Raw genomic sequence first — 24583 nt, 5'->3', positions numbered from 1 at the left:
GACATAAATGAGTGAACCTGTTAGAAAAATAGATAATGAATATATTAAAGAAAAACGACGCAAACAATTAATTAAAAGACGTCGATTTCAACTTAATTTAGTATTAGGTTTAGTTATCATTGTTGTATGTATTGCATTGTTTATGTTTACACCGGTAAGTAAGGTGCATGATGCTGAAGTAAACGGGACACATTTTGTATCCAAAAATGATATCAAAAAAGAATTGCAAATTAATAATCAACCTAGAATATATTCATATGACTCAAAAGCTGCCATAGAGCGATTAGAAAAAAATCCGCTCATTCAATCCATCGAAATTCATAAAGCCTTTCCCAACGCAATCATTGTCGATGTTCATGAACATGATATCGTTGGGGTAACTCAAGAAAAAGATAAAATTGTGCCCATTATAGAAACTGGGAAAGTGTTAAAAGATTTTAAAGGAACTGTGCCTAATGAAGTGCCGTTTTTAAATGGATTTAAAGGATCAGAAAAACGTAAAATGGTAGAAGCATTACAGAAAATGGATCAAACGACACGTGCACAAATTTCAGAAATCAATTATGCACCCGAGAAAGATCAACCTAATCTCATAAGACTATATATGAGAGATGGGATTGAAGTGTTAGGAAAAACAACAACCATTGCTAAAAAATTAGAATATTATCCAAGTATGTCGCAAGCATTAGAAAAAGACGAATCTGGAAAATTAAAAAAATCAGGTTATATTGATTTATCAGTAGGTGCAACATTTATTCCTTATGCGAATGAAAAGAATCATGATAATGGATCGGCAAGTTCACAAGAGCTTCAATCGGGTACTGCTACTGAGGATAAAGCAAAAGATGATTTACAAAAAGCATTAAATAAAATTAAAGAGAACGAAAAAGAATAAAAAGTCAAAAAAGTTTTAAAAACAGCGTGTTTATAGTTCACATTGAAAGTGTGTTATTGTAAACTGTTTATAGTGTGAATAAGAATTATGTCAGGAGGTGCCTATCTATGGAAGAGCATTATTATGTGAGCGTAGATATAGGCTCATCAAGCGTTAAGGTAATCGTTGGTGAAAAATTTCATAATGGTATTAATGTGATAGGTACAGGGCAAACCTACACGAGTGGCATTAAAAATGGATTGATTGATGATTTTGATATTGCCAAGCAGGCAATTAAAGATACGATTAAAAAAGCATCCATTGCATCAGGTGTAGATATTAAAGAAGTCTTCCTTAAATTGCCGATTGTAGGAACAGAGGTTTTTGATGAATCTAACGCATTAGAATTTCATGAAGATACCGAAATCAAAGGAACTCATATTGAAAATGTTTTAGAAGGCATCCGTGAGAAAAATGTTGAACCGAATACAGAGGTTATCAACACGTTCCCATTGAAATTTGTAGTGGATGGGAACAATGAGGTAACAGATCCTAAAGAACTTGTTGCAAGACACTCTTTAGAAGTAGATGCAGGCGTGATTGCTGTGCCACAAACGTTATTGATTAACATGATTAAGTGTGTAGAGGCAAGCGGTGTAGATGTTTTAGATGTTTACTCAGACGCATACAACTATCGTTCTATTTTAACGCCTACTGAAAGAGAATTAGGGGCTTGTGTGATAGATATCGGTGAAGATTTAACACAAATAGCTTTTTATGAACGTGGAGAACTTGTTGATGCTGATGTTGTAACGATGGCAGGAAGACATATCACCGAAGATATCCAACAATTTTTAAATACTACATACGACACTGCTGAAAAAATTAAGCAACAATATGGACATGCATTTTACGATTCAGCTTCAGATCAAGATGTTTTCTCAGTGGAACAGCTTGATAGTGAAACACCAGCACAGTTTACTCAAAAAGAACTTGCGGATGTCATTGAAGCACGTGTTGAAGATATTTTCTTTGAAGTGTTTGATGTTTTACAAGAACTGCAACTCACGAAAGTCAACGGTGGATTTGTCGTTACAGGCGGTTCAGCAAACTTGTTAGGTGTAAAAGAGTTATTAACGGATATGGTGAGTGAAAAAGTACGTATTCACACACCTTCACAAATGGGTATACGTAAACCGGAATTTTCTTCAGCAATTTCCACAATTTCTAGTAGTATTGCTTTTGATGAATTATTGGATTATGTTACAATTAATAATCATGATGACGAGGAAATTGAAGAAGAAGTTATCGTAGATGAAACACCACGACACGAATCTCGAATGGGTGGTTTTGATGGCTTCTTTAAAAAGAAAAACAAGAAACACTCGGACGACAGAATGGAAACAGAACGGACAAATCATGATGCAGGTTATCATGACAATGAAAGATATGAAAAATATGATAATTATGAACTTGAAACTGAACGTGATGAAAGATATGTTAATGGTGAACCACATCAACAAGAAGAAAGTAAGTTCAAAAAAATTATGAGATCATTATTTGAGTAATTGGCTACAAAGATTAGGAGGAATTGTAAATGTTAGAATTTGAACAAGGATTTAATCATTTGGCGACACTTAAAGTCATTGGTGTCGGTGGTGGCGGTAATAATGCCGTTAACCGAATGATTGATCATGGAATGAATAATGTTGAATTTATTGCAATTAATACAGATGGACAAGCTTTAAACTTATCTAAAGCTGAATCAAAAATTCAAATTGGTGAAAAGTTAACACGTGGTTTAGGTGCGGGTGCTAATCCTGAGATTGGTAAAAAAGCTGCTGAAGAATCACGTGAACAAATTGAAGATGCAATTCAAGGTGCAGACATGGTATTCGTTACTGCTGGTATGGGTGGCGGTACTGGTACAGGTGCAGCACCAGTTGTAGCCAAAATTGCTAAAGAAATGGGCGCACTTACTGTTGGTGTTGTAACACGACCTTTCAGCTTTGAAGGACGTAAACGTCAAACACAAGCAGCTGCAGGTGTTGAATCTATGAAAGCTGCAGTTGATACATTAATCGTAATTCCTAACGATCGATTACTCGATATCGTTGATAAATCTACACCTATGATGGAAGCATTTAAAGAAGCTGACAACGTTTTACGTCAAGGTGTTCAAGGTATTTCTGATTTAATCGCTGTATCAGGTGAAGTGAACTTAGACTTTGCTGACGTAAAAACAATTATGTCAAATCAAGGTTCTGCACTTATGGGTATTGGTGTATCTTCAGGAGAAAATAGAGCGGTTGAAGCAGCGAAAAAAGCAATTTCTTCCCCATTACTTGAAACGTCAATTGTTGGCGCACAAGGTGTACTTATGAACATTACAGGTGGCGAATCGTTGTCATTATTTGAAGCACAAGAAGCAGCTGACATTGTTCAAGATGCTGCAGATGAAGATGTAAATATGATTTTTGGTACTGTGATTAATCCTGAATTACAAGATGAAATCGTTGTTACAGTAATTGCTACTGGTTTTGAAGACAAACCATCTTCACAAGCACGTAAACAACAAAGTACTACTGGTTTTGGAAGCAGTGCACAAAGTACACCAAGCAGAGAAACGAGCTTTGGCGGTGCCCATGCTTCATCACACGACGATAGAGAGCAAGAAAATGGTCGAGTTCATAGTACGAATGATGATGACATTCCAAGCTTCATTCGCAATAGAGAAGAACGTCGTTCAAGAAGAACACGTCGTTAATCCACTTTAATTATCATCATTAGAAGAGATGACATATAAGAGCATGAGTCGCATTGATGACGTTTTTGATAAATACATGCTCAAATAGTAGATAGGTGATTGCTAGGGCAAAGGTGACTATTTCATTGTCCTAGCTTTTTGTATTTTGTGAGAAAAAGGGGGCGTAAATGTTGAAAGCATTTATTGCTGCAGGGCATTATTTGAATTATACACCCAGTCAAAACCACGGTGTTTTAATTGGTATGTCTACACGACAAGGTGGATTGAGTCCATTTCCAAAGCAAGCTTTTAATATGGCTAGATATATCAATGATGACCCAAAACATATTACGGAACACCAACGTATCCTTGCAAAAGAAATTGGCTTTCCGACATCCCAATGGGTATTTCCTATTCAAACTCATGAAGCGAAAGTCGTTGAAGTAACAGGCAAAGATCGAGGAACAAATATCTCCGAGCTTACTGAAAATAGCTTGTTCGGTGTGGACGGTTTATATACTTATGACAAAGATGTACTTCTAACAATGTGCTATGCTGATTGTGTGCCCATTTATTTTTACAGTCCCAAGCACCAATTTATTGGACTTGCGCATGCAGGTTGGCGTGGAACAGTGTCACGTATTGTGCATAATTTGTTAGATGCATTTCCCTATGCTTATGAAGATTTATATATCGTGATAGGACCTTCAACTTCTAACAGTTATGAAATTAATGATGAAATTTTAAGTCAATTTAAAACGTTACCTATTGACGCATCATACTATATTGAACAGCGAGATACAGGAAGATATGGTATTGACTTAAAAATGGCCAATCAATTATTATGTGAACAACGTGGGGTGCCGAGGAACAATATTTATCGAACAACCCATGCAACATCTGAAAATTTAGAGTTGTTTTTCTCATATAGAGTTGAGAAAGGCAATACTGGCAGAATGTTAGCTTTTATAGGTCAACATTAACTCTATTTAGGAGAGGGCGAAAACGATGTCAGTTATAGAAAATTATAATCATATTCAATCAGTTATTAATAATCATCTTACTAAAGTTGGATTGAAGTCGATGCCTCGCGTGATTGCAGTTACAAAATATGTTACAATAGAGCGAGCTAAAGAGGCCTATGATGCTGGCATTCGTGATTTTGGTGAGAATAGAATTGAAGGCTTTTTAGAAAAGAAAGCAGCATTGCCAAATGATGTCACGATGCATTTTATAGGTTCACTTCAATCACGAAAAGTTAAAGATGTTATTGATGATATTGATTACTTACATGCATTAGATCGTGATAGCTTAGCTAAAGAAATTAGCAAACGTGCAACACATACGATTAAATGTTTCGTTCAAGTCAATGTAGCAGGTGAAGCTTCAAAACACGGGCTATCATTGGATGAAGTTGTGCCTTTCATTGAAAATCTTTCAAATTATAGTCATATTGAAGTTGTTGGATTAATGACAATGGCACCTTATACTGATGATGAGAGCCAATTGAAAGATATATTTACACAATTAAAATCAAAACGCGATGATATTCAAGCTTTAAATTTACATTACGCTCCATGTACTGAATTATCAATGGGGATGAGTAACGATTACGCTATTGCAACCGAAGCAGGTGCAACATATGTGCGAATCGGATCAAGCTTAGTAGGAAAAGAGGAGTGAGAGGATTGGCTATTAAAGATTTATTCAATGGCTTTTTCACGATTGAGGAAGAAGACGATGATTTTATCGAAGAAGAAGAACGCCGTGAACGTGCACGTGAACGAGAAATAGAAAAACAAAGAGAAGTTGATACGAATCAAGGAACAACTTCGAATCAACGATACACATCCTCGACGCATGCAAATGAACGACCAAGAGCATTACAATCCGTACCTAAAAAACAGTCATCTAGAATTAAATCAATGCACAATGAACGTAAATATCAAATTGCGAAGGATCCTGCAACGCAACAAGGGAACGTGGTAAGTATGACTCAAACGCAAGACGCATTTTCAAATGGCAGCTCTAAAATGTGCTTATTTGAGCCGCGCGTGTTTTCAGATACACAAGATATTGCAGATGAATTGAAAAATCGTCGCGCAACGTTAGTGAATTTACAGCAAATCGATGCTGTGTCAGCTAAACGTATTATCGATTTCTTAAGTGGAACGGTTTATGCGATAGGTGGCGATATTCAACGTGTTGGCGCTGATATTTTCCTTTGTACACCAGACAATGTGGAAGTGGCTGGTAGTATCTCTGAGCACATTGATGCCATGGAAAATCAATATGAATAAGGGAGACATCCATGACAATGCAAACATTAGAAACCATATTCCAATTTTTATTATTTGTAGTTAAAATCTATTCTTATGGTATGATTGTTTATATTTTCATGAGTTGGTTACCTGGTGCACGAGAAAGTGCTGTCGGCCAATTCATGGCAAAAATATATGAGCCATATTTAGAACCGTTTAGACGTATCATTCCGCCGCTAGGTATGATCGATTTATCACCAATCGTCGCGTTTATCGTGCTTAACTTGTTCCAAAGAGGACTTATTGAGATTTATCGATTGATTGTAATATATCTTTTATAAACGGCGCAATAAATGACCTTTCATGGTTCCTATACAAATGTTATTCAAAAACACATATCAGAATACTAGAGGGGTTAGGACCAAAAGACGTCCCACCCCTTTTTTAACGATTTTAAGCGTATATAAAGGAGCGTCGATGAAATGGAGCTTTATCAACATTTCAGAGCGGAAGAGCGTCAAATGATAGATATGTTGACCGATAAAGCAAGACAAGCAGATACACAGTATAGTCCTATTTTAACTGCTTTTTTAGATCCACGTGATCAATATATATTAAAGGTCATCATTGGGAGCTTTCCTTCCTTGAGCTGTCATTTTTTTGGAGGTGGGAAGAGTGAACGTCAACGCGCCATCATCGCACCCGATTACTTTGAACCCGAACTTGATGATTTTGAGATAAGTTTAATTGACATTGACTATCCAGAAAAATTTGTAACAATACAACATCAACATGTATTAGGTACGCTCATGTCATTAGGCATAGAACGTGATCAAATTGGGGATATAATTGTCGGGGAACGTATACAGTTCGTTTTGACAAATCAAATTAAATCTTATATTATGATGGAATTAACGCATATAAAAGGTGCGGCAGTTAAACTTAATGCCGTATCAATTGAAAATATGATAAAATCTAAAGAGCAATGGCAAACACACCAAACGACTGTAAGTGGGATGCGTTTAGATGTAGTCATGAAAGAGATGATACGTAAATCACGGACGATTTCACAAGCACTCATTCAACGTAAACGTGTCAAAGTCAATCATACACTTATTGAGTCGGTAGATTTTCAATTAGATGAAGGCGATTTACTATCAATTCAAGGCTATGGTAGAGCGAGAGTGGTACAAATTGGTGAACGCACGAAAAAAGATAAAATAAGATTAACCTATCAAACGTTATTTAAATAGTGTATGATAAAGGAGGAAACGACATGGCTTTTACCCCAAGTGAAATTAAAAATAAATCTTTTACGCGTATTAAAAACGGTTTTGAACCTACAGAGGTTGAACAATATTTAGAACAGTTAAGCACGGAAATTGAGCGCTTAAAAGAAGATAAAAAACAACTTGAAAAAGTTTTAGAAGAAAGAGATGCGCATATCCAATCTTTTAAAGATGTAGAAAAGTCAGTAGGAGAGGCGATTGTGAGTGCGCAACGCGCGGCTGATGAAACAAAAGCGGCAGCGCAAAAAGAACATGATGCGATTATTCAAAAAGCGCATGCTGAAGCGAATCGTATTGTTAATGACGGTATTGAAAAAGCGCGTCGCTTATCGTTCCAAACGGAAGATATGAAACGTCAATCGAAAATTTTTCGTTCACGTTTCAGAATGCTTGTTGAAGCGCAACTCGATTTGCTTAAGAGTGATGACTGGGAATACTTATTGAATTATGATCTTGATGCTCAACAAGTAACTGAAGAAAACTTCCAGCACTTACATCAACAAGATATTACTGCGCAAGAGCACCAAGCCCAACAGCAAGCAAAAGAAGCACAATCAACAGAAGTTAAAAATCAAAATGATGGAGACAAGCAAGAAAAGTAAAATCTGCCACAGCGAGTTAGGAATGGTGAGAGCCTAACGTAGATGTTTTTCTTGTATCACTCGCATTATTATTAAAAATATATTTTATGAGAGAACTCTAAGCTGAGTTAATCAGGGTGGTACCGCGGCATTTGTCGTCCCTTTTAATTGAGCTTAGAGTTCTTTTTATATTTAAAGGAGTGTATGAATGATGGATTATAAAGAGACGTTGTTAATGCCTAAAACGAAATTCCCTATGCGTGGAGGATTACCAAACAAAGAACCTCAAATTCAAGCCGAATGGGAAGAAAAGCAATTATATGAAAAAATGTTAAAGAAAAATGAAGGGAATACGCCGTTCATTTTGCATGACGGACCTCCATATGCAAACGGTAATTTACATATGGGACATGCGTTGAATAAAATCCTCAAAGATTTTATTGTGCGCTACAAAACGATGCAAGGGTTTTATACACCTTTTGTTCCAGGATGGGACACGCACGGGCTTCCTATTGAGCAAGCTTTAACAAAAAAAGGCGTTAAACGTAAAGAAATGTCTACTGCAGAATTCCGAAAAAAATGTGAAGCATTTGCACTAGAACAAATTGAATTACAAAAAAAGGATTTCAAACGTCTAGGTGTGAATGGAGATTTTAACAATCCATATATTACGTTAAAGCCTGAATATGAAGCAGCTCAAATTCGCTTGTTTGGTGAAATGGCGGATAGAGGTTTAATTTATAAAGGTAAAAAACCTGTATACTGGTCACCGTCAAGTGAATCATCACTTGCTGAAGCAGAAATTGAATATCATGACAAGCGCTCAGCATCCATTTATGTTGCCTTTGACGTTAAAGATGCGAAAGGAACTGTTGATGACGACGCCAAATTCATTATTTGGACGACGACACCATGGACGTTACCTGCAAACGTTGCTATTACAGTTCATCCAGAATTAACGTATGTCCAAATGAGCGTTGAGGGTCAAAAATACGTAATCGCCGAAGCTTTAGTCGACAGTGTTGCAGATGCATTAGAATGGAATAAAGAGACGGTTGTTCGTGAAAAAGCGTTTAAAGGCTCAGAATTAGAGTATGTCGAAACAGCACATCCGTTTATTGACCGTGTATCACTTGTTATTAATGGCACACATGTAACAACGGATGCAGGTACTGGTTGTGTGCATACGGCACCTGGTCACGGGGAAGATGACTATATCGTAGGTCAAAAGTATGGTTTAGAAGTTATTAGTCCAGTGGATGATAAAGGTGTATTTACGGAAGAAGCTGGTCAGTTTGCTGGCATGTTTTATGATAAAGCTAATAAAGAAATTACAACGTTATTAACTGAAAAAGGTGCGTTATTAAAGTTAAACTTTATTACACATAGTTATCCACACGATTGGCGTACAAAAAAACCAGTTATTTTCCGTGCTACGCCACAATGGTTTGCATCTATCTCTAAAGTACGAGAAGATATTTTAGATGCCATCAATGAGACGATGTTTAAAGTTGATTGGGGTAAAACACGTATTTACAATATGATTCGTGATCGCGGTGAATGGGTCATTTCACGTCAACGTGTATGGGGTGTACCGCTTCCTGTATTTTATGCAGAAAATGGTGACACGATAATGACAAAAGAAACTGTGAATCATGTTGCAGATTTATTCGAAAAGCATGGTTCAAATATTTGGTTTGAGCGTGATGCCAAAGACTTATTACCAGAAGGATTTATGCATGAAGGTAGCCCTAATGGTGTGTTCACTAAAGAAGAAGATATTATGGATGTTTGGTTTGACTCTGGATCATCACATCGTGGTGTGTTAGAAGGTCGTCAAGAGTTAAGTTACCCAGCAGACATGTATTTAGAAGGTAGTGACCAATATCGTGGATGGTTTAACTCTTCAATTACAACATCCGTAGCAACACGAGGCATCTCACCATACAAAATGCTGTTATCTCATGGTTTCGTTATGGACGGTGAAGGTAAAAAAATGAGTAAATCATTAGGAAATGTCATCGTTCCAGATACAATTGTTAAACAAAAAGGTGCTGACATTGCCCGATTATGGGTATGTTCAGTGGATTACTTAGCAGACGTACGTATTTCTGAAGAAATTTTAAAACAAGTCGCTGATGTTTATCGTAAAATCCGCAATACTTTACGTTTCCTACTCGGTAATGTGAGTGATTATAACCCTGATACAGATAAAATTTCAGAAGATAATTTATTAGAAGTAGATCGTTACGTTTTAAATCGTTTTAGAGAGTTTAAAAATAGTACGCTAGATCACTTTGATCAATTTGATTATCTTGATATTTATCAAGAAGTTCAAAACTTCATTAATGTTGAATTAAGTAATTTCTATTTAGATTACGGTAAAGATATTTTATACATCGAAGCGAAAGATGCGCACAAACGTCGAAGTATGCAAACCGTACTTTATGAAATCTTAATTGATTTAACGAAATTATTAGCGCCAATCATTCCACATACTGCTGATGAAGTATGGTCATACATTGAATATCAACCAGAAGAGAGTGTACATTTATCAACACTACCTGAGCGTCAGGATGTAGATCGCGAATTAATCCAAAAATGGACGACATTTATGAGTTTACGTGATGATGTTAACCGAGCATTAGAACATGCGCGTAATGAAAAAACAATTGGCAAATCTCTACAAGCAAAAGTTAAGATTGGAAACAGCGCATCTTTTGATACCGTTTCTTTCTTAAAACAATTTGAAGATTTACATCAACTCTTTATAGTGTCTCAAGTTGAAGTAGTTGAAACACCAAATGGTCAAGATTATCAATTTGCGAATGTATCGATTGAACATGCTGAAGGTGAACAATGTGCACGTTGTTGGAATTATTCTAATGATTTAGGTGCAGTGGGGGAAATGACTGCATTGTGTCCACGTTGTCAACAGGTTGTTAAAACGTTAAATTAATAAATTGGTTGATGCTTAAAAAGCCTTCAATGTTCATGGATTCATGAATGTTGAAGGCTTAATTTATTTTACGATGTTGGGCTAATAGATGATTGGCAAATGAAGCAAAAATTTATTGAAAAGTGATAAGTATCAACATTTTAGTTTGACCAGAAACACACGGTGATAAATCGCCGTTTTTTGTAAAAAGAAACTCAAATGCACTTTCGCATAATGTCTGCATAATATTTAAGGTAAAATTAATGTAATATAATATATTATTTAGTATTTTCTGTGCCTATTTGTGTTACGCTTTTATCGTTAATCATCGTCAACTATCAAAAACTTTGTATTAGGGTTTTATAAAAAGGAGTGACACAATGGGGAAATATTTTATTTGCGGACTTATATTTGCAGTAGTAGTATTTTTTGCAGAAACTGTAAAACATTTAACGTTTAACCAGATTTATTATGGCAATATGTTAGGATTTTCAAATTTTCTAGATGTTCTAGTTACAACTGTTTTGGGTTATGCATTTGGGGTACTAATGGCGATACTTTTAAACATTAACAAATTGAGAAAATAAGATTTTAAGTGATTGAACATGTGCTTCTTCTTAATAATTAAGCGAAGTCTTTAAAACTGTATGAATTGCAACAACATTTTCATGGTATAATGGTGGAATGTAAATAGAAAGGATTTTAAAAGATGAGGAAAAAATACTTTTTAGGTTTATCCATCTTCACAGTAATCGTTGTTTTAATTGCTGACCAGTTGACGAAATGGCTGATTGTAGCTCAAATGACAGTTGGTGAATCTTTTACTGTTATACCAAATGCATTAGCGATTACATCACATCGTAATAATGGTGCTGCTTGGGGAATTCTAAGTGGTCATTTGCCATTTTTCTATATTATTACAGTGGTGATATTAATCGCACTCGTTTATTTTTACATTAAAGAAGCACAAGAGCACTTACTCATGCAATTTTCAATCAGTTTATTAATTGCAGGGGCTTTAGGAAACTTTATAGATCGTGTATTGAAAGGTGAAGTTGTAGATTTTATTGATACGAAGATATTTGGATATGATTTTCCAATTTTTAATATTGCAGATTCAAGTTTAACAATCGGCGTTATTTTATTAATTATTGTGTTGGTATTTTCAACACAACGTGAAAAAGGATAGGTGGGTACCATGCAAAAACATGAGTTCAAAATTGATGATGCAACTTTAGAATTGCAACGTATTGATAAAGTATTACCGCAGTTCAACAGTGATTGGTCACGTAGTCAAATCCAAGATTGGATTAAAGAAGGTCAAGTTAAAGTAAATAATAAAGTGGTAAAATCAAATTACAAAGTCAAATTAAATGATAACATTGTAGTGACAGAAGCGGAATTAATTGAGGCTGATATTAAACCAGAAAATTTAGAATTAGATATATATTATGAAGATGAAGATGTTGCGATAGTGTACAAGCCTAAAGGCATGGTCGTACACCCATCTGCAGGTCATTATTCAGGCACTTTAGTTAACGGGTTAATGTACCAAATTAAAGACTTGTCTGGTATTAATGGTGAAATTCGCCCAGGTATTGTGCATCGTATTGACAAAGATACATCTGGTTTATTGATGGTTGCCAAAAATGATGTTGCGCATCGTCACCTTGTCGATCAATTGATGGCCAAAACAGTAACGCGTAAATATACTGCACTTGTTCATGGACATATTCCTCATGAATTTGGGACGATTGAAGCGCCTATTGGTCGTAATCAAAATGACCGTCAATCTATGGCAGTGGTTGATAATGGTAAAGAAGCAATTACACATTTTAATGTCATCGAAAACTTTAAAAATTATACGCTGGTCGAATGTCAGCTTGAGACAGGGCGTACACACCAAATTCGTGTACATATGAAGTATATTGGTTATCCACTTGTGGGTGATCCTAAATATGGACCGAAAAAAACGCGTGATATTGGCGGACAAGCTTTACACGCCGGTATAATTGGATTTACCCATCCGCGTACGGGTGAATATATTGAACGCAGTGCGCCTCTTCCAAACGCGTTTGAAACGCTTATTGAAGAAATTCGTAAAGAAGATATGACGTAAGCGTAAAATGTTACGAATCTTACTTTGACAATTTGAATTAAAAACGTTATGATAAGTAACAGTAAATAAAGAAATAAAGTCTTTAAATGTGAGTCCTGTGAGGCTTAAAAGACATGACACGTATACATTAATGTTCGTCTAACGTTGAGGTTGTTCTGTGAAGCAAACAAAGTTAGTCGTTACTTTAACATATCTACTCATGTCTTATGAAGACGTGAGTTTTTTTGTGTCTCAGTAACTGCTCTGTTGGATATAGCAATAAAATATTTAATAACTTGTGAAAGGAATGTTTCATATGGGTGAACGCATTATTTTAGATGAATCCGCAATCAACCGTACGTTAACACGAATTGCACATGAAATTCTGGAATATAACAAGGGTTCTGAAAATTTAGCTTTGTTAGGAATTAAAACCCGCGGAGAGTATCTCGCAAAGCGGATTCAGCAAAAAATCCAAGAGATTGAAAACGTATCTGTTCCTACTGGAACGATTGATATTACACAATTTCGAGACGATGTTGAAATGCGTGATGTCGCGTTAGCGCAGTCTTTCGACATTGATATTGATTTAAATAATCGCATCGTCATTATTGTGGATGATGTTTTATACACTGGACGTACAGTGCGGGCATCATTAGATGCAATTTTATTGCATCGACGTCCAAAAAAAATTGGTCTTGCTACATTAGTAGATCGCGGTCATCGAGAATTACCTATCCGCGCAGATTTTGTAGGAAAAAATATTCCAACTTCTCATGAAGAATCGGTGGAAGTTTTCCTAACTGAAGTAGACGATCGAAATGCCGTTATAATTCAATAAACACCTTTTAATTCAGTACGAGAGACTGACAAAGGTATCATCAAAATGATAAACAGTATGCGTAAAATCAAGCAGGTTTTATTTGCATGACTGTATCATTTTGGTAACCAATGTCTCTTAACTGAATGAAGTTAAGAGATTTTTTTTATAAAAGGAGATATCAAAATGCAAAATGAAGAGATGTTTAAACGCACGGTACAACCCGTTTTAGATGTTCATGAAAAACCAAAACCAGCACAATGGGCTTTTTTAAGCATACAACATTTATTTGCAATGTTCGGTGCGACTGTACTCGTACCATTCTTAACAGGATTGCCTGTGTCCTCAGCTTTACTGGCATCAGGAGTAGGGACACTCTTATATATTCTAATTACAAAAGGAAAAATACCAGCGTATTTAGGATCAAGTTTTGCCTTTATCACGCCAATAATTACAGGACTCAGTACGAACAGCTTAGGTGATATGTTAGTTGCGCTATTTATGAGTGGTGTGATGTATGTTCTTATCGGTATTGCTATTAAAATCAGTGGGACGAATTGGTTAATGCACATTTTGCCACCAGTGGTAGTTGGACCTGTCATTATGGTCATTGGCTTAAGTCTAGCGCCTACAGCTGTAAATATGGCGATGTTTGAAAATGCTGGGGAAATGAAAGGATACAACTTGACTTATGTCGCAGTTGCAGCCATCACATTATTTGTCACTTTAATTGTTCAAGGATTCGCCAAAGGTTTTTTCTCATTAATTCCAGTTTTAATCGGGATAATCGTAGGATATATTGCAGCAATATCATTTGGCATTGTTGATTTCACTAAGGTTCAAGATGCATCATGGTTACAATTTCCAGACATTTACATACCATTTGCGGATTATCATCCTTCAATTCATCTAGGTTTAATCGCAGTGATGTTACCCATTGTATTTGTAACAGTGAGTGAACATATTGGTCATCAAATGGTGATAAACAAAATTGTAGGTAGAAATTTCTTTGAAGATCCTGGGTTACATCGCTCTATTATTGGCGATGGTGTGTCTACAATGTTTTCTAGTATTATTGGTGGTCCGCCTAGTACAACATATGGTGAAAACATTGGGGTACTTGCGATAACAAAAATCTATAGTATTTATGTCATCGCAGGTGCTGCAGTTATCGCGATTATGCTTGGCTTTGTTGGGAAATTCACAGCATTAATTTCATCTATACCTACACCTGTGATGGGTGGTGTTTCCATTTTACTCTTTGGAACTATCGCTGCAAGCGGGTTGCGCATGATTGTTGAAAGTCATGTTGATTTTGCACAAAACAGAAATTTAGTGATTGCCTCTGTCATTCTCGTAATTGGCATTGGTAATATGATGCTGAATTTATCAGATTTAGGTGTGAAATTAACAATCGAAGGAATGGCATTATCTGCGACAGCAGGCATTATTTTAAATCTCTTACTACCAAAACGTTAAGTATATTCAAAGGAGGACTTGTGATGCAACATTTAGTATCAATGGAAAAGTTATCTACTGAAGACATTAAACACCTAATAGAAGTGGCGTCTCAATATAAACACGGAGAGGTTCGACCGAGTTTAAAAGGAAAATATATTGCAAATTTGTTTTTCGAGAATTCGACACGTACGAAATGTAGTTTTGAAATGGCAGAGCACCATTTAGAAATGAAACAAATCAACTTTGAAATTGCCACTTCCTCCGTTCAAAAAGGGGAATCTTTGTATGACACATGTCGAACGTTACAAAGTATTGGATGTGATGCGCTCGTTATCCGTCACTATGAAAATAACTATTACGACGCATTATTAGACATGGGTATTCCTATCATAAATGCAGGAGATGGCAGTGGCCAACATCCTACACAAAGTTTATTAGACTTAATGACCATTTATGAAGCATTTGGACGTTTTGAAAATTTGAATGTCGTCATATGTGGAGATATTAAAAACTCACGTGTTGCGCGTAGTAATTATCAAAGTTTAACAGCACTTGGTGCAAATGTCGTATTTTCAAGTCCTGATATTTGGCAAGATGAGACGATGGGAGGAACTTACGTCGATTTAGATGATGTCATTGATAAAGTCGATATCGTTATGTTATTGCGTGTACAGCATGAACGTCATGGTCAAGGGACAACGGCATTTGATGCTGAAATGTATCATGAGCAGTACGGATTAAATGAAACGCGTTATGCAAAGTTAAAAGATGATGCAATTATTATGCATCCAGCACCAGTGAACCGCAATGTTGAAATCGCTGATGCATTAGTAGAAGCACCTAAATCGCGAATATTCAAACAAATGCAAAATGGTGTGTATTTAAGAATGGCGGTATTAACAGAAACGATTCAGTAAGGGAGAGGTTACAATGATCTTAATTCAAAATGCAAAGATGTTAGAAGCAGGGACGTTAAAACAGGTGGATGTTTTAGTTGATGAAGGTAAAATAAAATCTATTGCCAATGAAATTGAACCGACAGTTGATATGCACGTGATAAATGCGAATGGCCATTTTTTGTCAGCTGGATTTATCGATGTGCACGTGCATTTAAGAGAGCCAGGTGGCGAGCATAAGGAAACGATTGAAACAGGGACACGTGCAGCAGCGCGCGGTGGATTTACAACAATTTGTCCAATGCCGAATACGAAGCCAGTTCCGGATTCCGTTGAACATATGCACAATTTACACCGCTTGATTGATAACCACGCATACGTACGTGTATTACCTTATGCAGCCATTACAGAGCGTCAAGCAGGTAAAACGCACGTTGATTTTAAAGCATTAGCTGATGAAGGTACATTTGCATTTACAGATGATGGTGTTGGTGTACAAGAAGCCGCTAAAATGTACGAAGCGATGCAACAAGCGAAAGTTGTGAATAAAGCAATTGTCGCGCATTGTGAAGACAATAGTTTGATTTATGGCGGTGCCATGCATGAAGGGAAACGAAGTGAAGCATTAGGTATACCTGGAATCCCTAGTATTTGTGAAGCAGTACAAATTGCGAGAGACGTTCTTTTAAGCGAAGCTACAGGTTGCCATTATCATGTCTGTCATGTGTCCACAAAAGAAAGTGTCCGTGTCATTCGTGATGCTAAAAGAGCAGGCATACCCGTAACAGCTGAAGTCACGCCACACCACTTATTATTGTCCGAAGAAGACGTACCTGGGGATAATGCAATTTATAAAATGAATCCACCTTTAAGAAGTACAGAAGACCGTCAAGCACTAATTGAAGGATTACAGGATGGAACAATTGATATCATTGCGACAGATCATGCACCTCATGCAACTGATGAAAAGAAGCAACCTATGACGCGTGCGCCATTTGGAATTGTGGGGAGTGAAACCGCGTTCCCACTGTTATATACGCACTTTGTTAAAACAGGTAAATGGACGTTACAACAATTGGTTGATTATATCACAACTAAACCCGCGCAGGTCTTTAACTTACCGTATGGCAAACTGGAGGAAGGCGCGCATGCAGATTTAACGTTGATTGATTTAGATGAAGCATATGAAATAAAAGCCGAGGACTTTTTGTCTAAATCTACAAATACACCATTTTTAGGAGAACGTGTGTATGGTAAAACATTATTCACGATGGTTGATGGAGAGATTCGTTATAAGGAGGATAAATAATGTTTGAGAAACGTTATCTAGTACTTGAAGATGGGACGATTTATACTGGGTTCAAATTGGGATCAAATGAATTAACAAAAGGAGAAATTGTGTTTAATACGGCAATGACTGGGTATCAAGAAACGATTTCTGATCCATCATATACAGGTCAAATTATTACTTTTACCTATCCATTAATAGGAAATTATGGCATTAATCGTGAAGATTTTGAATCGCTAGTTCCTACACTCAATGGTATCGTAGTCAAAGAAGCATGCACAACACCGAGTAATTTTCGTTCTCAAAAATCTTTAGATGATGTACTAAAAATATTTAATATTCCGGGTATAAGCGGTGTGGACACGCGCAGTATTACGAAAAAAATCCGTCAACATGGTGTGCTTAAAGCAGCTTTCGTTGACGATGAAAATACTATTGACGCAACAATACACACATTAAAAACGATTGAATTTCCACGTACTGAAGTGCCAACCGTTTCAACGAAAACACCTTATGTTTCTACAGGGTTCAATTTACATGTTGTGCTTGTCGACTTCGGTAAAAAACAAAATATTGTTCGTGAATTGAATGCACGCGGGTGTGAAGTTACTGTCGTCCCATATGATACAAGTGCCGAAGATATTTTAAAAATGTCTCCAGATGGCGTCATGTTATCAAACGGACCTGGAGATCCGAAAGATGTTCATGTTGCGGTTGAAATGATTCAAGGCATTCTTGGGAAAATTCCATTTTTTGGAATTTGTCTCGGTCATCAACTATTTGCCCTTTCTCAAGGTGCGCACGCATTTAAAATGAAATTTGGACACCGAGGGGCCAACCATCCTGTAAAAGATTTACAAACAGGAAAAATTGCGTTAACAAGTCAAAACCACGGTTATGCAATCGATGCCGAATCCATTAAAGGCACAGATTTAGAAGTAACACATATTGCGCTTAATGACGGTACCATTGAAGGTTTACGTCACAAAACGGCACCTGCATTTTCAGTACAATATCATCCAGAAGCGTGCCCTGGTCCAACAGATTCAAATTATCTATTCGATCAATTTATTTTGTTAATGTTAGATCATCATAAAGAAGGAGTGCGTTCATAATGCCAAAAAGAAATGACATTCAATCCATTCTAGTTATTGGTTCGGGGCCGATTATTATCGGCCAAGCTGCCGAATTTGATTATGCTGGAACACAGGCGTGTTTGGCCCTTAAAGAAGAAGGTTATCGCGTAATTTTAGTCAACTCTAATCCAGCGACGATTATGACAGATAAAGAAATTGCAGATAAAGTATACATTGAACCGCTGACACATGACTTTATTGCACGCATTATCCGTAAAGAACAACCAGATGCATTATTGCCAACGCTAGGTGGTCAAACAGGACTAAATATGGCGATAGAACTTCATAATAGTGGTGTACTTGCGTCTAATAACGTCAAGTTGCTTGGCACAGAATTAGATTCGATAGAACGTGCTGAAGACCGTGAACGTTTTCGTACTTTAATGAACGAACTGGATGTTCCTGTACCTGAAAGTGATATCGTAAATACCTTAGAACAAGCATTTCACTTTAAAGAACAAGTAGGATATCCGTTAATTGTTCGCCCTGCATTTACGATGGGGGGAACAGGTGGCGGCATCTGTCACAACGATGAAGAACTGAAAGAGGTCGTTTCAAACGGTTTAAAATACAGTCCAGCAACGCAGTGTTTAATTGAAAAATCAATAGCGGGATATAAAGAAATCGAATATGAAGTGATGCGCGACAAAAATGACAATGCCATTGTCGTTTGTAATATGGAAAATATTGACCCTGTTGGTATACACACGGGAGACTCAGTTGTTGTAGCACCTAGTCAAACGCTATCAGATGTAGAATATCAAATGTTACGAGATGTATCGTTAAAAGTCATTCGTGCTTTAGGTATCGAAGGCGGATGTAATGTACAACTTGCGCTTGATCCACACTCAATGAAATATTACATCATCGAGGTAAACCCACGTGTGTCTCGGTCATCTGCATTGGCTTCAAAAGCAACGGGCTACCCCATCGCCAAATTGGCAGCAAAAATTGCAATTGGTTTAACACTTGATGAAATGAAAAATCCAGTTACAGGTACATCATATGCCGCATTTGAACCAGCTCTAGATTATGTTGTTTCTAAAATCCCGCGTTTCCCATTTGATAAATTTGAGAAAGGTGAACGTGAATTAGGCACACAAATGAAAGCGACTGGAGAAGTCATGTCTATTGGTCGCACGTATGAAGAATCATTACTTAAAGCAATCCGGTCATTGGAGTATGGGGTGCATCATTTAGGCCTTCCTAATGGAGAATCCTATAGTTTAGATTACATTAAAGAACGTATTAAAGCGCAAGATGATGAGCGTTTATTCTTCATCGGCGAAGCAATCCGACGAGGTACATCTTTAGAAGAGATTCATGATATGACAAAAATCGACTTTTTCTTCTTAAATAAATTTAAAAATATTATTGAAATGGAACATGCCCTCAAAGCAAATAAAGGCGATATTGACTACCTTAAATTTGCGAAACGTTTCGGATTTAGTGACCGCGTTATCGCGCACCGTTTTGAAACGACTGAAGAGAACGTCTATCGATTGCGACAACAACACAATATTTTCCCAGTATACAAAATGGTGGATACATGTGCAGCTGAATTTGAATCTGCGACACCTTATTTTTACGGGACATACGAAGAAGAAAATGAGTCTATTGTTAGTAAAAAAGAAAAAATTATCGTTTTAGGGTCAGGACCTATTCGCATTGGTCAAGGTGTCGAGTTTGATTATGCGACGGTTCATGCCGTATGGGCAATTCAAAAAGCAGGTTACGAAGCCATAATTGTTAACAATAATCCTGAAACGGTCTCTACAGATTTCTCGATTTCAGATAAATTGTACTTTGAGCCGTTAACAGAAGAAGATGTTATGAATATCATAAATCTTGAACAACCAAAAGGGGTCGTTGTTCAATTTGGTGGTCAAACAGCGATTAACCTTGCCGATAAACTTGCAAAACACGGTGTTAAAATTTTAGGTACGACATTAGAAGATTTAAATCGTGCTGAAAACCGTAAAGAATTTGAAGCATTATTAAATCAAATCAATGTTCCGCAACCTAAAGGGAAGACGGCAACATCAGCTAAAGAAGCGCTAGAGAATGCACGAGATATCGGATACCCTGTTGTTGTACGCCCTTCATACGTTTTAGGGGGACGCGCGATGGAAATCGTGCATAATGACGCTGAACTTGAAAACTATATGAATGAAGCGGTTAAGGCTAGCCCAGAACATCCGGTTTTAGTCGATCGCTATTTAACAGGTAAAGAAATCGAAGTTGATGCAATTTGTGATGGTGAAACTGTAATTATTCCGGGAATTATGGAACATATTGAACGAGCAGGTGTGCATTCAGGTGACTCCATTGCTGTATATCCTCCGCAAACATTAAGCCAACAAGACATCGACACTTTAGAAGTGTATACGGTTAAGCTTGCGAAAGGCTTAAATGTCATCGGATTGATAAACATTCAATTTGTGTTGGCTCATGATGGGGTGTATGTGTTAGAAGTTAATCCGCGTTCGAGTCGTACAGTACCATTTTTAAGTAAAATTACTGAAATACCAATGGCACAACTCGCAATGCGAGCAATTATGGGAGAAAAATTACGAGATATGGGGTTTCAACAGGGTATACAACCTTATCAAGAAGGCGTATTTGTGAAGGCACCAGTCTTTAGTTTCAATAAATTAAAAAACGTAGACATCACATTAGGACCTGAAATGAAATCTACAGGAGAAGTGATGGGACGAGACCTTACTTTAGAAAAGGCGCTATACAAAGGACTAACTGCTGCAGGAATGGAAGTTAAAGATTATGGCACAGTATTAATTACAGTAAGTGACAAAGACAAACAAGAAATCGTTAAAATTGCAAGACGTTTAAATGAAGTCGGGTATAAAATTATTGCAACGAAAGGGACTGCCGATACATTGGCTGAACACGGTATTCGTGTAGAAACAGTCGGTAAAATTGGAGGTCAAGATGATTTACTTCATAAAATTCAAGATGGAGATGTGCAAATTGTAATTAACACAATGACTAAAGGTAAAACGATTGAACGTGATGGCTTTCAAATTAGACGTACATCCGTTGAAAATGGTGTGCCATGTTTAACATCTTTAGACACAGCAAATGCATTAACAAACGTTATTGAAAGTATGACATTTTCAATGCGAAACATGTAGGGAGGCGTTGTAGTGGATAAGTTAACGGTACTTTCTAATGCGTCAATCGCAGATCATATTTATGAATTGAAAGTTAGTGGGCCAAGTGTATCGAAATTAAAACAACCCGGTCAATTTGTGCATATTAAAGCAGGAGAAGGCTCATTACACATGTTGAGACGTCCTATATCTATTTGTGAAATTGATGGCTCAAACAACACGTTTACTATGTTATTTCGAGCTGAAGGCGAAGGAACACGAAAAATAGCTGCATTAAAAAAGGGTGATGATATTGATATCATTGCACCTTTAGGAAATGGTTTTCCAGTTGATAAAGCAAAAAAGAAAGCTTTATTAGTTGGTGGGGGGATTGGGGTTCCACCTTTATATGAACTTTCTAAACAACTCAATGCGAAGGGCATTGAAACAGTTCATGTATTAGGTTTTCGCTCGAAGAAAGATGTGTTTTATCAATCGCAATTTGAAGCACTCGGCGAAACGCACATTGTGACAGAAGATGGTAGTTTAGGGAAACAAGGTTTTGTAACCCATGTCATTGATGCGTTGCCGGTAGATTATGATATTTACTACACGTGTGGTCCTAAACCAATGTTAAAAGCATTAACAGAACTGTATACATTAAAAGATGTGCCCGGTTACATTTCTTTAGAGGAGCGCATGGGCTGTGGTGTTGGTGCATGCTTCGCTTGTGTGTGCCACGTCCCTCATAGTGACACAGATTATGTGAAAGTTTGTACAGATGGGCCTGTTTTTGAAAAAGGAGCAGTGGTTTTATGAGTCAATTATCCGTTACGTTACCAGGGTTGAATTTAAAAAATCCAGTCATGCCAGCAAGTGGTTGTTTTGCTTTTGGCGCTGAATATAGTCAGTTTTATAATCTTTCAGATCTTGGGGCGATCATGATTAAAGCAGCTACGAAAGAAGCACGTTATGGGAATGAGACACCGCGTGTTGCTGAAACCGATAGTGGCATGATTAATGCAATAGGACTTCAAAATCCAGGTGTTCATCATATTTTAGAACAAGAATTAAAAGTGTTAGAAGCCTATGATGTACCGATCATCGCGAATGTTGCAGGGTCTACAGAAGAAGATTATGTATACGTCGCAAAACATATTTCAAAAGCACCGAATGTTCATGCGATAGAACTCAATATTTCATGCCCAAATGTTAAAGAAGGTGGTATGCAGTTTGGTGTGGACCCCTCTGTTGCTGCAACTTTAACGCAAAAAGTAAAAGCTGTTTCAGACGTGCCAGTGTATGTGAAATTATCACCGAATGTAACAAATATTGTTGAAATGGCTCGGGCAATTGCGCAATATGCAGATGGATTAACGATGATTAATACACTTGTAGGATTACGTATTGATTCTAAAACGGGGCGCCCGATTATTAGTAATATTATTGGTGGCCTTAGCGGTCCAGCGATAAAGCCTGTTGCGCTGCGCATGGTCTACGAAGTGCGCAATGCATTGCCGGACATTCCAATCATCGCGATGGGTGGTATCCAAAATGCGCAAGATGTCATTGATTATATTTCAGTCGGAGCGGATGCCGTAGCAGTAGGTACAGCAAATTTTCAAAATCCGCGCGTATGTAAAGAGATTATAGAAACGTTGCCTACGTTATTAAACGACTTAGGTGTGAACCATATTCTCGAGTTAAAAGGGCGCACGCAGAAAGGACTGTAAAGAATGAAAAATACTCCCATTATCGCACTTGATTTTGCTTCGCAGTCAGAAGTGATTCAATTTTTGAACCAGTTTAATGAGCCCTTATTTGTAAAAGTTGGAATGGAATTGTTTTATCAAACAGGACCATCCTTAATTGAAGATATAAAATCACTAGGACATACAATTTTCCTGGATTTAAAGCTTCATGATATTCCTAACACGGTAAAAAAAGCGATGGAAGGGCTTGCGACATTAGACGTTGATCTTGTTAATGTACATGCGGCAGGGGGCACGGAAATGATGGAACGTGCGGTAGAAGGTCTGAAAAAAGTGAATCCTGATATCAAAATTATTGCAGTGACGCAATTGACTTCAACTACAGAAAAAATGTTGCATGAAGAACAAAATATCAAATGTACAATGGAAGAAGCCGTTCTCCATTATGCAAAATTGGCGCAACATGCTGGTTTGGATGGTGTTGTTTGCTCACCGCTTGAAACAACATTAATTGAAGAACATTGTGGTAAATCGTTCATAAAAGTGACTCCGGGTATTCGCCCTGCGCACAGTGATGTTAATGATCAAAAACGTGTTACAACACCACAAGAGGCGAGACAACTTGGTGCGACGCATATTGTGGTCGGACGCCCTATTACACAAAGTCAAGATCCAGTACAGGCATATCATCAAATTAAAGAAAGTTGGTTAAACTAATGGCGAAACACATTGCACAAGCATTACTTGATATAGAGGCAGTATCCTTATCACCAAATGACATGTTTACATGGAGTTCTGGTATTAAGTCACCGATTTATTGTGATAATCGTGTCACGTTAGGTTATCCAAAAGTCCGTGAAGCAGTACGTTATGGTCTCATACAGTTGATAGAAGAACATTTTAGGGATGTTGAGATTATTTCTGGCACTGCGACAGCAGGAATTCCTCATGCAGCTTACATTTCGGATAAAATGACGTTACCGATGAGTTATGTACGTTCGAAAAGTAAAAGTCATGGAAAACAAAACCAAATTGAAGGTGCTTCTAGTAAAGGTAAAAAAGTGGTTGTTATTGAAGATTTAATATCAACTGGGGGTTCTTCTATTACTGCTGTAGAAGCGTTACGAGATGCTGGAGCAGACGTTTTAGGTGTTGTTGCGATTTTTACTTATGGATTACAAAAAGCAGACGAACGATTTAAGGAAACCGGTATTCCTTTCTACACACTTAGCCATTTCGATGAATTGGTTGAGGTGGCTGTTGAAAGAGGAGAGATTTCCAAACAAGATATTGATGGTTTGATTCAATGGCGCAATACGTTGTAAACATGAGTCATTTTGACGCCATGTTCACACGCTAAACATAACGAATAG

The 24583-nt window shown here is 37.1% G+C and carries 23 protein-coding genes; all 23 read left to right on the top strand.

Going from position 1 to position 24583, the window contains the following annotated elements; all coding sequences use genetic code 11:
* The first annotated feature begins 7 nt into the window (after positions 1-7).
* The 23 genes from SHYC_RS08280 to pyrE all read left to right on the top strand — a co-directional run bounded on the left by SHYC_RS08280 (position 8) and on the right by pyrE (position 24535).
* The gene (locus SHYC_RS08280; protein WP_039646192.1) at positions 8-895 is read left to right on the top strand and encodes a cell division protein FtsQ/DivIB; all 888 of its coding nucleotides are present in this window, start codon (positions 8-10) and stop codon (positions 893-895) included.
* A 107-nt stretch (positions 896-1002) separates the two neighbouring features.
* On the top strand, positions 1003-2442 hold the full coding sequence (gene ftsA, locus SHYC_RS08275; RefSeq protein ID WP_039646190.1) for a cell division protein FtsA: 1440 nt from the start codon (positions 1003-1005) through the stop codon (positions 2440-2442).
* Positions 2443-2471: 29 nt separating this feature from the next.
* Positions 2472-3641 carry a cell division protein FtsZ gene (gene ftsZ, locus SHYC_RS08270; protein WP_039646188.1) on the top strand — a complete coding sequence of 390 codons (1170 nt, stop codon included), beginning with the start codon at positions 2472-2474 and terminating at the stop codon, positions 3639-3641.
* Between the two features lie 167 nt (positions 3642-3808).
* Positions 3809-4603, top strand: a complete 795-nt coding sequence (gene pgeF / locus SHYC_RS08265) for a peptidoglycan editing factor PgeF (protein WP_039646186.1) — start codon at positions 3809-3811, stop codon at positions 4601-4603.
* 25 nt (positions 4604-4628) lie between these two features.
* Entirely contained in the window at positions 4629-5303 is a 675-nt protein-coding gene (locus SHYC_RS08260) for a YggS family pyridoxal phosphate-dependent enzyme (RefSeq protein ID WP_039646184.1), read from the top strand.
* Between the two features lie 5 nt (positions 5304-5308).
* On the top strand, positions 5309-5920 hold the full coding sequence (locus SHYC_RS08255; protein ID WP_039646182.1) for a cell division protein SepF: 612 nt from the start codon (positions 5309-5311) through the stop codon (positions 5918-5920).
* Positions 5921-5931: 11 nt separating this feature from the next.
* Positions 5932-6222 carry a YggT family protein gene (locus tag SHYC_RS08250; RefSeq protein ID WP_039646181.1) on the top strand — a complete coding sequence of 97 codons (291 nt, stop codon included), beginning with the start codon at positions 5932-5934 and terminating at the stop codon, positions 6220-6222.
* Between the two features lie 141 nt (positions 6223-6363).
* Complete coding sequence (locus SHYC_RS08245; RefSeq protein ID WP_039646179.1) at positions 6364-7134, top strand: YlmH family RNA-binding protein; 771 nt, start codon at positions 6364-6366, stop codon at positions 7132-7134.
* Between the two features lie 23 nt (positions 7135-7157).
* On the top strand, positions 7158-7772 hold the full coding sequence (locus SHYC_RS08240; protein WP_039646177.1) for a DivIVA domain-containing protein: 615 nt from the start codon (positions 7158-7160) through the stop codon (positions 7770-7772).
* A 190-nt stretch (positions 7773-7962) separates the two neighbouring features.
* Positions 7963-10710 carry an isoleucine--tRNA ligase gene (ileS, locus tag SHYC_RS08235; RefSeq protein ID WP_039647666.1) on the top strand — a complete coding sequence of 916 codons (2748 nt, stop codon included), beginning with the start codon at positions 7963-7965 and terminating at the stop codon, positions 10708-10710.
* A 359-nt stretch (positions 10711-11069) separates the two neighbouring features.
* Entirely contained in the window at positions 11070-11276 is a 207-nt protein-coding gene (locus SHYC_RS08230; RefSeq protein ID WP_039646176.1) for a hypothetical protein, read from the top strand.
* Positions 11277-11398: 122 nt separating this feature from the next.
* Complete coding sequence (gene lspA / locus SHYC_RS08225; RefSeq protein WP_039646173.1) at positions 11399-11878, top strand: signal peptidase II; 480 nt, start codon at positions 11399-11401, stop codon at positions 11876-11878.
* A 9-nt stretch (positions 11879-11887) separates the two neighbouring features.
* Positions 11888-12808: an RluA family pseudouridine synthase gene (locus SHYC_RS08220; protein ID WP_039646170.1), complete on the top strand. Its 921-nt coding sequence runs from the start codon at positions 11888-11890 to the stop codon at positions 12806-12808.
* A 295-nt stretch (positions 12809-13103) separates the two neighbouring features.
* Positions 13104-13628, top strand: a complete 525-nt coding sequence (pyrR, locus tag SHYC_RS08215) for a bifunctional pyr operon transcriptional regulator/uracil phosphoribosyltransferase PyrR (protein WP_039646168.1) — start codon at positions 13104-13106, stop codon at positions 13626-13628.
* A 165-nt stretch (positions 13629-13793) separates the two neighbouring features.
* Positions 13794-15086, top strand: coding sequence for a uracil-xanthine permease family protein (locus SHYC_RS08210; RefSeq protein WP_039646166.1), 1293 nt, complete (start codon positions 13794-13796; stop codon positions 15084-15086).
* 23 nt (positions 15087-15109) lie between these two features.
* On the top strand, positions 15110-15985 hold the full coding sequence (locus SHYC_RS08205) for an aspartate carbamoyltransferase catalytic subunit (protein ID WP_039646164.1): 876 nt from the start codon (positions 15110-15112) through the stop codon (positions 15983-15985).
* Positions 15986-15998: 13 nt separating this feature from the next.
* Positions 15999-17273: a dihydroorotase gene (locus SHYC_RS08200; RefSeq protein WP_039646162.1), complete on the top strand. Its 1275-nt coding sequence runs from the start codon at positions 15999-16001 to the stop codon at positions 17271-17273.
* Positions 17273-18367 carry a carbamoyl phosphate synthase small subunit gene (locus SHYC_RS08195; RefSeq protein ID WP_039646160.1) on the top strand — a complete coding sequence of 365 codons (1095 nt, stop codon included), beginning with the start codon at positions 17273-17275 and terminating at the stop codon, positions 18365-18367. The genes SHYC_RS08200 and SHYC_RS08195 overlap by 1 nt, the downstream gene beginning before the upstream one ends.
* Complete coding sequence (gene carB / locus SHYC_RS08190; protein WP_039646156.1) at positions 18367-21540, top strand: carbamoyl-phosphate synthase large subunit; 3174 nt, start codon at positions 18367-18369, stop codon at positions 21538-21540. The genes SHYC_RS08195 and carB overlap by 1 nt, the downstream gene beginning before the upstream one ends.
* Before the next feature lie 12 nt (positions 21541-21552).
* On the top strand, positions 21553-22317 hold the full coding sequence (locus tag SHYC_RS08185) for a dihydroorotate dehydrogenase electron transfer subunit (RefSeq protein ID WP_039646154.1): 765 nt from the start codon (positions 21553-21555) through the stop codon (positions 22315-22317).
* Positions 22314-23231 (top strand): dihydroorotate dehydrogenase, encoded by a 918-nt coding sequence (locus SHYC_RS08180; RefSeq protein WP_039646152.1) that lies wholly within the window; start codon positions 22314-22316, stop codon positions 23229-23231. Before SHYC_RS08185 ends, SHYC_RS08180 begins: the two co-directional genes overlap by 4 nt.
* A 3-nt stretch (positions 23232-23234) precedes the next feature.
* Positions 23235-23927: an orotidine-5'-phosphate decarboxylase gene (pyrF, locus tag SHYC_RS08175; protein WP_039646149.1), complete on the top strand. Its 693-nt coding sequence runs from the start codon at positions 23235-23237 to the stop codon at positions 23925-23927.
* Entirely contained in the window at positions 23927-24535 is a 609-nt protein-coding gene (gene pyrE, locus SHYC_RS08170; RefSeq protein ID WP_039646147.1) for an orotate phosphoribosyltransferase, read from the top strand. Before pyrF ends, pyrE begins: the two co-directional genes overlap by 1 nt.
* Positions 24536-24583: the final 48 nt, after the last annotated feature.

The organism is Staphylococcus hyicus, from assembly GCF_000816085.1.
Lineage (GTDB): Bacteria > Bacillota > Bacilli > Staphylococcales > Staphylococcaceae > Staphylococcus > Staphylococcus hyicus.
Note: the sequence above shows the minus strand (reverse complement) of the source record. Positions and strands in the feature narration are given on the sequence as shown.